The 12,544-nt window shown below is 37.8% G+C and carries 13 protein-coding genes; 8 read left to right on the top strand and 5 right to left on the bottom strand.

Annotated elements, in window-relative coordinates; all coding sequences use genetic code 11:
* Positions 1–179: 179 nt before the first annotated feature.
* Positions 180–902 carry a DUF3530 family protein gene (locus tag BTHERMOSOX_RS02085; RefSeq protein WP_138118938.1) on the top strand — a complete coding sequence of 241 codons (723 nt, stop codon included), beginning with the start codon at positions 180–182 and terminating at the stop codon, positions 900–902.
* Complete coding sequence (locus tag BTHERMOSOX_RS02080; protein WP_138118936.1) at positions 890–1,672, top strand: sulfite exporter TauE/SafE family protein; 783 nt, start codon at positions 890–892, stop codon at positions 1,670–1,672. Before BTHERMOSOX_RS02085 ends, BTHERMOSOX_RS02080 begins: the two co-directional genes overlap by 13 nt.
* Here BTHERMOSOX_RS02080 and BTHERMOSOX_RS02075 read toward each other — a convergent pair.
* The 3 genes from BTHERMOSOX_RS02075 to msrB are packed head-to-tail and all read right to left on the bottom strand — an operon-like array spanning position 1,669 to position 3,949.
* Positions 1,669–2,268, bottom strand: coding sequence for a UbiX family flavin prenyltransferase (locus BTHERMOSOX_RS02075; RefSeq protein WP_283204834.1), 600 nt, complete (start codon positions 2,266–2,268; stop codon positions 1,669–1,671). The two genes, BTHERMOSOX_RS02080 and BTHERMOSOX_RS02075, sit on opposite strands and share 4 nt — an antisense overlap.
* Positions 2,265–3,581, bottom strand: a complete 1,317-nt coding sequence (gene mpl, locus BTHERMOSOX_RS02070) for a UDP-N-acetylmuramate:L-alanyl-gamma-D-glutamyl-meso-diaminopimelate ligase (protein WP_138118934.1) — start codon at positions 3,579–3,581, stop codon at positions 2,265–2,267. The genes BTHERMOSOX_RS02075 and mpl overlap by 4 nt, the downstream gene beginning before the upstream one ends.
* The gene (gene msrB, locus BTHERMOSOX_RS02065; RefSeq protein WP_138118932.1) at positions 3,581–3,949 is read right to left on the bottom strand and encodes a peptide-methionine (R)-S-oxide reductase MsrB; all 369 of its coding nucleotides are present in this window, start codon (positions 3,947–3,949) and stop codon (positions 3,581–3,583) included. Before msrB ends, mpl begins: the two co-directional genes overlap by 1 nt.
* A 41-nt stretch (positions 3,950–3,990) precedes the next feature.
* Between msrB and BTHERMOSOX_RS02060 the strand changes: the two genes are divergently transcribed.
* Complete coding sequence (locus tag BTHERMOSOX_RS02060; protein ID WP_138118931.1) at positions 3,991–5,085, top strand: tRNA nucleotidyltransferase/poly(A) polymerase-related protein; 1,095 nt, start codon at positions 3,991–3,993, stop codon at positions 5,083–5,085.
* Here BTHERMOSOX_RS02060 and BTHERMOSOX_RS02055 read toward each other — a convergent pair.
* Positions 5,062–7,530, bottom strand: coding sequence for a PD-(D/E)XK nuclease family protein (locus BTHERMOSOX_RS02055; RefSeq protein ID WP_138118929.1), 2,469 nt, complete (start codon positions 7,528–7,530; stop codon positions 5,062–5,064). The two genes, BTHERMOSOX_RS02060 and BTHERMOSOX_RS02055, sit on opposite strands and share 24 nt — an antisense overlap.
* Positions 7,531–8,145, bottom strand: coding sequence for a ribosome biogenesis GTP-binding protein YihA/YsxC (yihA, locus tag BTHERMOSOX_RS02050; RefSeq protein WP_138118927.1), 615 nt, complete (start codon positions 8,143–8,145; stop codon positions 7,531–7,533). It lies immediately after the preceding gene.
* A gap of 82 nt (positions 8,146–8,227) precedes the next feature.
* Here yihA and BTHERMOSOX_RS02045 point away from each other — a divergent pair, with 82 nt between their 5' ends.
* The 5 genes from BTHERMOSOX_RS02045 to clpX all read left to right on the top strand — a co-directional run bounded on the left by BTHERMOSOX_RS02045 (position 8,228) and on the right by clpX (position 12,533).
* Positions 8,228–8,518 (top strand): c-type cytochrome, encoded by a 291-nt coding sequence (locus tag BTHERMOSOX_RS02045; protein ID WP_138118925.1) that lies wholly within the window; start codon positions 8,228–8,230, stop codon positions 8,516–8,518.
* A 90-nt stretch (positions 8,519–8,608) separates the two neighbouring features.
* Positions 8,609–9,250, top strand: a complete 642-nt coding sequence (locus tag BTHERMOSOX_RS02040; protein WP_138118923.1) for a c-type cytochrome — start codon at positions 8,609–8,611, stop codon at positions 9,248–9,250.
* A gap of 107 nt (positions 9,251–9,357) precedes the next feature.
* Positions 9,358–10,653: a trigger factor gene (gene tig / locus BTHERMOSOX_RS02035; RefSeq protein WP_138118921.1), complete on the top strand. Its 1,296-nt coding sequence runs from the start codon at positions 9,358–9,360 to the stop codon at positions 10,651–10,653.
* A 3-nt stretch (positions 10,654–10,656) separates the two neighbouring features.
* The gene (clpP, locus tag BTHERMOSOX_RS02030; protein WP_138118919.1) at positions 10,657–11,253 is read left to right on the top strand and encodes an ATP-dependent Clp endopeptidase proteolytic subunit ClpP; all 597 of its coding nucleotides are present in this window, start codon (positions 10,657–10,659) and stop codon (positions 11,251–11,253) included.
* A gap of 2 nt (positions 11,254–11,255) precedes the next feature.
* On the top strand, positions 11,256–12,533 hold the full coding sequence (gene clpX / locus BTHERMOSOX_RS02025) for an ATP-dependent Clp protease ATP-binding subunit ClpX (protein WP_138118917.1): 1,278 nt from the start codon (positions 11,256–11,258) through the stop codon (positions 12,531–12,533).
* Positions 12,534–12,544: the final 11 nt, after the last annotated feature.

Raw genomic sequence — 12,544 nt, 5'->3', positions numbered from 1 at the left:
GATATAATGCGTTTGTCTGATATTTAGATTGCTGTTAATCTTCATTTCTATCCAATCTGCATTCTTCTCAATGTTGCTTAAATATCAGGCTTTCTTCGGTATTTTTTTTGATAAAAATACATATTTTTATTATTTTCGAAATTTTGATTTATAATAAATCTTATTATTAAGGGGAAAATATGAGAAAAATACTAATTTCGTTATTATTACTAAGCAATGTTGCTTTTGCACAAACTTTACCAGATTTTGCCAAAGAGGCACGTTGGGCTGAACAAGTTGAAGATGGGATTATGGATGGTGATGTGGTTTGGCTAATGGCTAATGATCATGAGTTTATGTCAATCTATACACCAAGTGAGACGGACAGTAATAAAGCCGCTATTATTGTCCATGGGAAAGGTGTTCATCCTGATTGGCCGCAGGTTATTCAGGTTCTTCGTGTAGCGCTTACTGAGCAAGGGTTTAATACCTTATCATTGCAAATGCCAGTATTAGAAAATGAGGCAGATTCACATGCTTATATGTCATTATTGGATAAAGCTGATGCTCGCATTCAATCGGCGCTAAACTATTTAAAATCTGAGAGTTTAGAGACAGATGTATTAATTGCGCATAGTTTTGGTGGCGTGATGTCTACGCATTTTTTGACCAGTAATCTAGGCACAGTTAAACGCTTTGTCGGTATTGGCATGTCTGATATGACAGTTAGATATTTGAAGAATATCAAGCTACCTATTTTAGATTTATATGGTGATAAAGATATTCAATCGGTTATGCGTAGTGCGGCTGATAGGGCTAATACAAACAACAAAGAGTACACACAGAAAAGAGTTGATGCGGATCATTTTTTTAATGAAAGAAATCAGTTATTAATTGATGAGGTTAGTGATTGGTTGAAGTAGTACCTTTCTTATTGCTTGGTGTTTTTTCTGGTTTTATAGCTGGACTTTTGGGCGTTGGTGGTGGGCTTATTATGGTGCCGGTGTTGTTGTATTTACTTACTGGCAGTGTCGATCAAGCTATTCTTATGCATACAGCGGTAGGTACAGCTTTGGCGGCTATTGTGTTTACCTCAATTTCTAGCGTTTGGACACATCATCAGCATGGTGCAATCCATTGGCACAATTTTAGAAAACTCATGCCTACAATTCTGCTTGGTGCATTTAGTGGAGCGCTACTGACTAAGTTGATGAGCTTTGATTTCATGCGTCTATTCTTTGCATTTTTTGAGCTTACTGTTGCAGTTATTATGTATTTTGGATTTAGCAGTTCTGCCTATGTCGATAGCTTGAAAAAACGGGTGTGGCGAGTAACAGGCTATATTATTGGCTTGGTTTCGGCCGTTGTTGGTATTGGTGGTGGCACCATGACCACGCCATTTTTAACCTATAACAAGGTGGATATTAAAAATGCTATTGCCACTTCAGCTGCTGTTGGTATGCCAATTGCTGTTGCTGGTGCGTTGGGTTTTATAGTTGCTGGTTGGAATGTTGAAAATATTGCCGAAGGATTAGGATTTATTCATACTCAAGCACTGATTAGTATTGTAGCGACGAGCGTGCTATTTGCACCTCTTGGCGCCAAGGTTACGCACAGTGTTGACGGCAAAAAACTGAAAAAATTCTTTGCGATATTTCTAGCACTATTAGGCATAAATGTTTTAAGTTTTTAACCTTGCCAAGGTGGTAATAAGTTATGCTTAACTTCTAAATGATCTAGAATTCTAGCCACGACAAAATCAACCAAATCTTGCATACTTTTTGGATTTTGATAAAACGCCGGATTGGCATCCATGATTACTACACCGAGGCGTGAAAGTTTTAGCATATTTTCTAAATGAATGGCTGAATAGGGCGTTTCTCTTGGCACTAGAATGAGCTTCTTTTGTTCTTTAATCACCACATCAGCAGCGCGATGCATAAGATTGTCTCCATGGCCATTAGCAATAGCAGAAAGTGTACTCATGGTGCAGGGGCATACTACCATCGCACGTGGTGGATTAGAACCTGAGGCGACTGGTGCAGTCCATTGGTTTTTTGAAAAAACCTTAATTTGTCCATCTTTAGCGTCTAAATATTTTGACAAATTTGCCTCAACCGCAACTGTATCACTACCCAAATTAAGATCTGTTTCCATAGCAATAACGGTATTGGCCGCAGTTGAAATTATTACATAAATAAGCTCTTGAGTTTTAATCAGTTCTTTAAGTAGGCTAAGTGCATAAGGCATGCCCGAGGCGCCTGTTAGGGCAATTGCAATTGGTTTCACTTGGAATCTCCAGAGTTTAATTGATTAATTAATTTATTGAATATATCATTAAAACCGCCATTTGACATCACCACAAAATGGCCTGTTTTAATTTTGACTAATTGACTAACAATTTCATCAACACTAGTAAACAAGGTGTTGTCATCAAATAAAGTGCCGATATCCCAGTCTTGGTTTTCAGGCTTTAGGATTAACAACTGATCTGCTTCACCCAATGCATCAACCAAGGTTTGCTGGTGAACGCCAGATTTCATAGTATTGGATCTAAGCTCTAAAATAGCAATTATAGGCTCATTACCCACTTTTGCGCGTAAGCCTTGAAGGGTGGTTTTAATAGCGGTTGGATGATGAGCAAAATCGTCATATAGAGTAATATTGTCTGTTTGATATTTAACCTCTAGGCGGCGTTTGATACCTTTGAAAGTATTAAGCGCTTCACAAGCAAGTGCAATAGGTACGCCAACATGGTGTGCTGCATAAATAGCACCCAAGCCATTTTGCATATTGTGTTCACCAAGCAAATGCCAATTGACTGTGACATTCTCAACATTAAATTGACTACCTATATTAGTCGTATGTAAAGATGATACGGGCAAGGCCCGTATCATTGAATAAGTGCCCATGGCTAACACTTCATCAACATTAGTTGTGTTTTGAGGGTAAAGAATGAGCCCATCACTCGGCACGGTGCGCAGCAGATGGTGAAATTGTTTTTGAATATCTTTAAGACTATCAAAAATATCAGCATGGTCAAATTCGAGGTTATTGATTACCAAAGTTTTTGGATGGTAATGTACAAATTTTGAGCGTTTATCAAAAAAAGCGGTGTCGTATTCATCGGCTTCAATCACAAAGAAGTTTGAATCAGTCAGTCGGGATGAAACGCCAAAATCTTCAACTACACCACCAATAAGAAAGCTCGGATTGTAGCCAGAAACTTCTAAAATATGCGCAAGCATGCTTGCTGTCGTGGTTTTTCCGTGAGTACCTGAAACAGCTAACACCCATTTATTACACAGTACATTTTCACTTAGCCATTGCGCACCAGAAGTGTAGGTGTATTGTTTGGTTAGAATTTCTTCAACACACTTATTGCCACGAGATAAGGCATTGCCAATAATAAAAACATCAGCTTTTGGCATGTCAGACGAATCATAGCCGTGAGTGTAGTTAATATTTTGCTGATCAAGTTGGGTACTCATTGGTGGATATACACCTTGATCTTGGCCAGTAACTATATGGCCAAGTTGTTTGGCGATCAATGCGAGTGAGCCCATAAAGGTGCCAGCAATCCCGAGGATATGAATGTGCATTATGAGTTTGGGTTAAAACCTAACGAGGCCGAATTAATACAGTATCGCTGACCAGTAGGCGCCGGACCATCAGTAAATACATGACCAAGATGTGCATCACAATTGTTGCATTTAACTTCAGTACGTGTCATGCCGTGGGTATTATCAGTGATTAGGTTAACGCTATCAGATTGGGCGATGTCATAAAAACTAGGCCATCCGGTGCCAGAGTCAAATTTTGTATTCGAGGCGAATAGTATTTGATTGCAACAAACACAAATGTAGTCTCCATTTTCATGATGATCAACATACTTACCAGTAAATGGCGCTTCGGTGCCACATTGCTGCGTAATTTTAAACTGTTCTGGTGTTAATTTAGATAAATCCATTCGTGTATTATATGAGAATTAAGAAAATTCTTCCTACAAGTATGAAAGTTTATTTAGTCGGCGGCGCAGTTCGTGACCGTTTATTAGACATTGCCAATGACAATACCGAAAAAGACTGGGTGGTAGTCGGTTCGTCGTCTGATGAAATGCTGGATTTAGGCTATCGCCAGGTAGGTAAGGAATTTCCAGTTTTCTTGCATCCCGGTACACAAGAAGAATACGCACTGGCAAGGCTTGAGAGAAAAGTTGGCAAAGGCTATAAGGGCTTTGAGTTTGATACTTCGAGTGAAGTAACGCTTGAGCAAGATTTATCACGACGTGATTTAACTATCAATGCCATTGCTCAAGATATCCGCAACAATGATGAATTGTTTGATCCGTTTAATGGTCAAGAAGATTTAAATAAAGGTTTGTTAAAACATGTATCGAGCGCCTTTAGTGAAGATCCTGTGCGTGTATTGCGCGTAGCGAGATTTGCTGCACGCTTCAAATCATTTGGTTTTAAAGTGGCTCATACAACACACAAATTGATGAAAGATATGGTGTTATCAGGTGAGGTGGATGCACTAACCCCTGAGCGTGTTTTTAAAGAATTAGAAAAATCATTAAGTTACGCAACGCCGTCAGCATTTTTTAAAGTGTTATCGGCTTGTAATGCTTATGACCGTGTATTCGCGCCTCTATCAACACAGAGTCATCAAAGTCATAGCAATAAGTTTGAGTTTTTAGATGATTTGAATACCCATCAAGCACACCTTAAATTTTGTATTTGGCTGATTAATGAACAAGTAGATGATATTGACCAACTGTGTCAGCGACTAAAATGTCCGAAACAATATGAGCAGTTAGTAAAGCTGAGTGCGCAGTTTTATGGATTTGTTAAATCATTTAACGGCCAAACAGCAGATTCAATCTATGAATTTTTTGCCAAGACTGATGCACTTAGACGCAAGGATCGATTTGAAGATTTACTCAAAGTCTATCAATTATTATCGGTAGATGTTACTGGTATTAATAAACTTAAAAATTTATTAGGCGCTATTGATGTTGCCTCGTTAGATAAAACCAATATTGCTGAAGCAATTGTTAATGAGAAAAAATCAATTATCGAATTATCGTTGAACACGGCACAATAAGTCAAATTCACAATAATCGCAAGCAGTTTTATTTGGCAAAACCTGTGCTTGACCTGATTGAAAATCTTCACTGGCTTGATCTAGCTTTGTTTTCCAGGTGGCCAATTGCTCATCCCACTGTTGACATTTACCCTTATAAGAAGATTGTTTGGGTAATGAATCTGGATCTTTCGACAGCCCCTTGAAGTTAATCGAGCTAGAATTAAGCTCAATAAATGCAGCACCTTGGGTGTTATTGGTAATGCTGTAGATGGGTAGTTGAGGCTCGGTAATTGCTTGTCCACACCATTTTGCAATTGAAGTATTGCCAGTTTTATAATCAAAAATAATTTGATCGCCATTATCCATTTGATCAAGACGATCAAGCCGAGTGTTAAAGCTCAATCCAGCAATATCAACTTGTATACTTCGCTCAGTTTCAAGTACGCGAAAATCCTCCCTGAGTTTGTCAGTTTGAATAAATTTGAGTAGTAGGCTTTCTAATCGAGTTTTTTCAATATTTTTAAAACCAGAATCTTCATGACGCTTGAGTGCAGTGAAAATCTTTCGACTGATTAAGCTTGCAAGTTCTGTTTGATCAAGTGCTACTAAGCTTGATTTCGAATCAACTTCTTCATAGATATATTGCAAAGCGGTATGAATTATATTGCCTTGTTCGCGCCTGCTTAAACCAATATGTGGTTCATCATAGTGCTCGATATTGAGTCGATGTACAAAGCCTTTAAAAGCGCAAGCCATTTGGTCTTTTAGCAAGCTAACGCCAGATTTAACCTCGGCCGCCTTAAACTCAATAGTGACCTCATCATCAATAAATTCAGTGGCAATCGGCGTGGTTTGCATGCCCACTTGATTGATGGATTTCTCTGGAAAATCAAGCAAAGATGAGGGTAATTGTTCAGATTCAAAATGCGATTTTGCATAGGAAAAAATAACGCTACCAGCCAAAGAGCTTAGGTTGTTTAGTGTATTTTTCGCATCGGACTGAACCAGCCCGTAGCTACTATAAGGAATATGATGTTGAATAGCGATGTCACTACTAATAAAACGCGGCATGTTTAATTTTGCGGGTAAGAAATCATGCGTCATACCCATCACCCAAGCCTGATCAAAACGTAAGCCTTCAGCTTCAAGTGAGCCGATAATTTGGACATTGGTTTTGCTTGCTTGCGCTTGAAAAACAACTTGATTAGTAATTTCTGTCAATTTGTGGCGGGCGGTGCTTGAACTGCACTTAGCATGATGTAGCGAAAGTTGGTTTAGTTTTAGTGTGCTGCTTAGATATTTTTTAAATAATTGATATTCACTACTGCTTAACGCTCGATCAGTCGCAAAACCCCAAATACTCAATGTATTGTTAAAGCTAACTAAGTGATCACCTAAAGATTGAATGTTTGATGAAATGACTTTAATTTGATCAATAATCGCAAGTAATATTGGGCAGTGTTCAAGACCTAGTTTATCTAATTGAAAATATTCAAGTGCTAAAGCTCTGGCTTGATTAGCAAGTAAATGGCGAGCACTTTGCTCTTGTTGATGGCCCTTGATATAAACACTACGCACTACTTGAGTAAATAAGGTTGTGTTAATCTTATTTGACTTAAGTTGATCAGACAGCTCTAGTAAACCAATACAATCTTGAACAAGATTGTATTGAGATAGTGCCAATCCCAAAGAGATGTTGTAAGATTTCCCCCCTGTTTCAACTAATTGATCATTAAAAGTTTGATCAAAAATAGAAATCAATTGATGCTGGAGTTCACTTAATTGCGGACAAACAATAACAATTGAATGCTGTGGGTGCTCTTGGCTTTGTTGCTTGGCCCAAATAGCTGCAGAGCTAATCTCATCAACAATGTTTTCAAAACAACGCTGCTCACCAGCATTGCTATATTCAGAGTTGATAGTTTGGTAGTCTAAAGTATTGAAAATTTTTTGTTGTAATGGAGTCAGGGTTTTAAAACCATACACATGAGGTTGTTGCAGCTGATTTGGGTGGTTAAGGATTAATGCACCTAAGTCATTTGTATCAACTAAGTTTAAGTGTTGTTTGGTTTGTTGATAATGGTCAATCCATTGAGCAAAAACTTCACAAATTTGGATTTTGGAATTGGACAGTGAAGATAATTCAATTAAATGATTGGTACAATAATCATAATTTTTAACCACTTCATTGATTAGTTGAACATGTGTAACTTGATCAAAATATTCAAGTGAAGACTCTAATAAATAGCGCTGCTCTATAGTATCAATCAGACGCTTATCGTTCTGAAATTGTTGTGATTGCCAATAGTGTTTAAGATATTGCTGCCATGAAAAAATATTTGGTAGTTGGATGTTTGGATGTTGCTGAGAATAGGTTTTTTTAAAGGCTAAAACTTGACGATTATTAGCAACAACAATAATGTCTGCTGCATCAATATGGGCAAGATCAGCGGTTAAATGCATTTAAGGGTGGCCTTTTTGTTCAATATAGCCAAAAAAAGTATCAAGACGCGTCCAAAGTTCTTCTAAGCCTATTTTTTTAAGACTAGAAAATAGTTGAACATCAACATAAGGATGGTTTTTAATTTCTTTTTTAATTTGCTGATAGGTATTGGCAGCAGCACCTTTTTTGAGTTTGTCCGATTTGGTCAAAATGATTTGAGTCGGTAAATTAATACTGATGCACCATTCAAGCATCATTTTATCAAATGGCTTTAAAGGGTGGCGAATATCCATAACTAGTACTGCACCACGCAGGCAATCACGTTTTTCAAAGTATTCAGCCATGTCCTTATGCCATTGTTTTTTAACATGATCTGGCACTCTAGCATAACCGTAGCCAGGCAAGTCAACCAGGCGTCTGTCTTTGTCTAATTCAAAAAATACCAAGTGTTGAGTTCGACCAGGTGTTCGAGACACTTTAGCTAATTTATTTTGCATAGTTAGTGTGTTAATTGAGCTTGATTTACCGGCATTGGATCTTCCGGCAAAAATAACTTCATAGCCCTCATCAGCTGGAGCACCTTTAATTGAAGGGCAAGATAGTAGGAATTTGGCTTGGTGGTAGTGTTTGCGCATTAATAAAAAGTATGTATAATCAGGAATTAGTGGTATTTGAACTATTTACCATTTTATATTATTACCAAATAAGGAGAGAGTAATGAAGAAGGTTTTATTAGTTGCGGCATCAGCTGCATTAGCAATGGGTTCATTTACAGTTCAAGCAAACCCATTTGACGCTTTAGGCTGTTCAGGTTGTCATGGTGCTGGTGGTAAATCAGCTATTCCAACTTACCCGTCGTTAGCAAAATCAGCGCGTCCAGATCTTGATGTTGTGAAAGCACTTAAAGACTTTCAATCTGGTGTACGTAAAGACCCTACAATGAGTGCAATGGCACCATTAGTAGCCGGTCAAGAGCAAGCAATTGCAGATTACTTAGCTGGTCAATAAATTACTCGCGTCATTTTTGACGCATTTCGTAATTTCAATAAGCCGATATTAACGTATAATATCGGCTTATTTTTTGTAAAAACACATATTATGAATAAGTTAGCACTGATATTTACTGCGACATTAGCCCTTGTTTCAACAAATACTATTGCAGCAGGTGATGCAGCTAAAGGCAAGGCGCTATCTGCGACTTGCACAGCATGTCATGGTGTTAATGGTAATTCAATGGTACCAACTTTTCCAAAATTATCTGGTCAAGGTGAAAGCTACCTTTTCAAGCAACTTAAAGATTTTAAATCTGGCGCTCGTAAAGATGGTTTGATGGCGGGTATTGTTGCTGGTTTATCAGTAGATGATATGTCTAATTTATCAGCTCATTTTTCTAAGCAAGCAATGACACAGGGTGTTGCTAGCAAAACTGCCAATATCGCTTTAGGTGAAAGACTATACCGTGGTGGCGATAGAACTAGAGGTATTACAGCTTGTATGGCTTGTCATGGTGCTAAGGGTGCAGGCATTCCTTCTGCAGGTTTTCCAGCGTTAGCATCTCAGCATGCAACTTATACTTCTAAACAGTTAAAGGATTTCCGCCAAGTATCTATTAACCTACAAATAGAGTCAACAACGACTTCTAGAACAAATGATAATCGCAAGATGATGATTGCCTTTACTAAGAGTTTAACTAATACAGAAATTGATGCATTGGCTCAGTACATTGCAGGGCTTCATTAAGCCAATTAGCTAAACCCATAAAAAAGGCAGTATTTACTGCCTTTTTTATTGTCTACAATTTAGGTATAATTGTCTGTTTTTATAAGCTAACGAGACGGATTTAATACATGAAAACTTCACTAGAAACATTAGAAGGTCTAAAGAGATCATTAACAGTAGACGTATCAATTGACCTTTACAATGAGAAAGTTAATAAAGTGCTAAAGACAATGGCATCTCAAGTGAGTATTGATGGTTTTAGGAAGGGTAAGGTTCCAATCGCGATGGTTAAAAAGCGTTTTGGTGATAATGCCAAGTCAGACGCAGTTAACGAGATTGTTAACGAGACATTAGTCGACGCATTGACAGAAGCAAAAGTAACGCCAGCAGCGCGTCCATCGTTAGCTAAAGTTGATTCAGAAGGTAAGACTAACTTCTCATACACGGTTGAATTTGAAGTATTTCCAGAGCTTAAATTAGCTGATTTCTCTAAATTAACGGTTGATCAAATTGAAGTTGATATTACCAAGGCTGATGAAGACAGAACGTTAAGCGGCCTGCAAGAGCAATTAATTGAATTTAAAGAAGTTAAGCGTAAATCAAAAGAAGGTGACCAAGTATCAGTTGATTTCGTAGGCACAATCGAGGGCGAGACATTTGAAGGTGGCGAAGCTAAAGACTTTAAATTAGTTTTAGGCAAAGGTACCATGATTCCTGGCTTTGAAGAAGCCCTTACCGATGTTGCCACTGGTAAAGAGGTTGAGCTTGACGTCAGTTTCCCTGATGATTACCATGCAACACATTTAGCAGGTAAGCCAGTTAAATTCAACATTACCATTAAAGCGGTAAGCTCCCCAAAAGAGCCTAAGCTTGACGCGGCATTTGCGAAGAAATTTGGTGAAGACAATATGGACGCATTGTTAGTAAGTATGAAAGAGCAAATGCGCACTGAAATTGATGGCCGTATTGAACAGTTAAACAAAGATGCATTATTTAATGTCTTAGCTGAAGCAAATAAATTCGATGTACCACAAGGTAGTATTGATGCAGAAGCGCGAAACTTGTTAGAAGAAATGCAAGAGCGCATGCAACAGCAAGGCCAAACAGCACCAGCTGATATGCCAGCTTCAATTTTTAATGAAGAAGCGGAGCGTCGTGTTAAGCTAGGTTTGATGATTAACCAAGTATCAAGTGACAATAAAATGACCGTCAACATGGAGCAAATCGATGCACGAATCAAGGAAATGTCAGAATCTTATGGTGAAAATGCACAGCAAATGGTTGATTATTACAATGAAGACTTAACAAGAAAATCAAGTGTTGAGTTGATGATTGTTGAAAAGATGGTTCAAGACTTAATCTTAGACAAGGCTAAAATTAAAAAAGTTAAGAAAAAATTTACTGAAATTACTGAGAAAGCTTAATATATGGATATTAACAATCTGAATCAAATCCCAATGGTGGTAGAGCAATCTGCCCGTGGTGAGCGTGCTTATGATATTTATTCGCGACTTTTAAAAGAGCGAATTATCTTTTTAGTGGGTCCAGTTGAAGATTACATGGCTAATGTGGTTGTGGCCCAGATGTTATTTTTAGAATCTGAAAATCCAGAAAAGGATATTCATTTATATATTAATTCTCCAGGTGGTTCAGTAACCGCTGGCTTGGCAATTTACGACACCATGCAGTTTATTAAGCCAGATGTTTCAACTCTATGTATTGGTCAAGCAGCGTCAATGGGCGCTCTGTTGTTAACAGCCGGCGCTAAAAATAAGCGCTTCGCTTTACCACATGCAAGAATGATGATTCATCAGCCTTTAGGTGGTTTTTCTGGTCAAGCCAGTGACATTGATATTCATGCAAAAGAGATCTTAACAGTCAGACAAAAGCTTAACGAAATCTTGAAATTACACACAGGCAAGAGCCTTAAAGCAATTGAAAAAGATACAGACAGAGATAACTTTATGTCAGCAGCAGATTCGGCAGATTACGGGTTAATTGATAAAGTACTAAATAAGCGTTAATCATGGCAGAGGATGATAAAAAAGAACTTTCTTGTTCATTTTGTGGCAAATTAAAACCAGAAGTTGAACGTCTGATTGCAGGTCCTGGTGTCTACATTTGTAACGAATGTATTGAGTCTTGTCATGACCTAATCGAAGAACAATCAGTGACTGAGATTACGCAAGAATATCAAGATTGGGATTACACACCAATGCAATTGCGTGATTTTTTAAATGAATACGTGATTGGTCAAGATCATTCTAAAAAAGTTTTATCAGTAGCGGTTTACAATCATTACAAACGTTTGAAGAGTGATTATATTTCAAATGATGTTGAGTTAGATAAGTCCAACATTCTGATGATTGGCCCAACTGGCTCGGGTAAAACGTTATTGGCCCAAACTTTGGCTAGAATTCTTGATGTACCATTTACAGTTGCTGATGCTACCACGCTTACAGAAGCGGGATATGTGGGCGATGATGTTGAAAACGTTATTAAGAGTTTATTGTCAAAATGTAATTTTGATCCTGCTCGTGCAGAGCGTGGTATTATTTTTATTGATGAAATTGATAAAATTTCACGTCGCTCTGATTCGCCTTCAATTACCCGTGACGTGTCGGGTGAAGGTGTACAACAAGCCATGCTTAAACTTATCGAGGGTACAGTTGCAAGCGTTCCACCACAAGGTGGGCGTAAGCATCCAAATCAAGAAACCATTGACGTCGACACTTCAAAAATACTATTTATTTGTGGTGGTTCATTTGATGGTCTAGATGCTATTATTGGCCGTCGTGTTGAAAAAACAACAGGCATTGGTTTTTCTGCTACGGTTAAGGATAATAACAAAAAGAAAAGTTTGACTGATTTATTTGAGCTTCTTCAGCCGGAAGATTTAATTAAATTTGGGTTGATTCCAGAATTAGTGGGCCGTCTACCTGTGCAAACAGCATTGGGCGAATTAGATGAAGATGCTTTAATACAAATCTTAATCAAGCCAAAAAATTCTGTTGTTAAGCAATTCCAAGAAATTTTCAAATTGGAAGGTGTTAAGCTAATCTTTAAAAAGCCAGCCTTGGTTGCGATTGCTAAATTAGCCATTACCCGTAAAACTGGCGCTAGAGGTTTAAGATCAATCCTAGAAGATTTATTGCTTGATACTATGTTTGAGTTACCTTCATTGAAAGAAGTTTCTGAAGTAGTTATTGATAAAGATGTGGTTGCAAAAAGCAAAGATCCACTGATTGTTTATAAGTCTGAGAAAAAATCAAAATCAGATAAACCTGCCAAAAAGGCTGGTTAGGTTTTATTTAA

Origin of the sequence: Bathymodiolus heckerae thiotrophic gill symbiont, from assembly GCF_900128515.1 — a bacterium.
GTDB lineage: Bacteria > Pseudomonadota > Gammaproteobacteria > PS1 > Pseudothioglobaceae > Thioglobus_A.
This window is presented reverse-complemented; position numbering and strand designations above follow the sequence as displayed.

Bases quoted from the DNA above. Each gene is read 5' to 3' on its own strand.
- BTHERMOSOX_RS02085 (WP_138118938.1), top strand. From the start codon at position 180: ATGAGAAAAATACTAATTTCGTTATTATTACTAAGCAATGTTGCTTTT.
- msrB (WP_138118932.1), bottom strand. From the start codon at position 3,949: ATGGATTTATCTAAATTAACACCAGAACAGTTTAAAATTACGCAGCAA.
- clpX (WP_138118917.1), top strand. From the start codon at position 11,256: ATGGCAGAGGATGATAAAAAAGAACTTTCTTGTTCATTTTGTGGCAAA.
- BTHERMOSOX_RS02040 (WP_138118923.1), top strand. From the start codon at position 8,609: ATGAATAAGTTAGCACTGATATTTACTGCGACATTAGCCCTTGTTTCA.
- mpl (WP_138118934.1), bottom strand. From the start codon at position 3,581: ATGCACATTCATATCCTCGGGATTGCTGGCACCTTTATGGGCTCACTC.
- BTHERMOSOX_RS02045 (WP_138118925.1), top strand. From the start codon at position 8,228: ATGAAGAAGGTTTTATTAGTTGCGGCATCAGCTGCATTAGCAATGGGT.
- yihA (WP_138118927.1), bottom strand. From the start codon at position 8,145: ATGCGCAAACACTACCACCAAGCCAAATTCCTACTATCTTGCCCTTCA.
- clpP (WP_138118919.1), top strand. From the start codon at position 10,657: ATGGATATTAACAATCTGAATCAAATCCCAATGGTGGTAGAGCAATCT.
- BTHERMOSOX_RS02055 (WP_138118929.1), bottom strand. From the start codon at position 7,530: ATGCATTTAACCGCTGATCTTGCCCATATTGATGCAGCAGACATTATT.
- BTHERMOSOX_RS02060 (WP_138118931.1), top strand. From the start codon at position 3,991: ATGAAAGTTTATTTAGTCGGCGGCGCAGTTCGTGACCGTTTATTAGAC.
- tig (WP_138118921.1), top strand. From the start codon at position 9,358: ATGAAAACTTCACTAGAAACATTAGAAGGTCTAAAGAGATCATTAACA.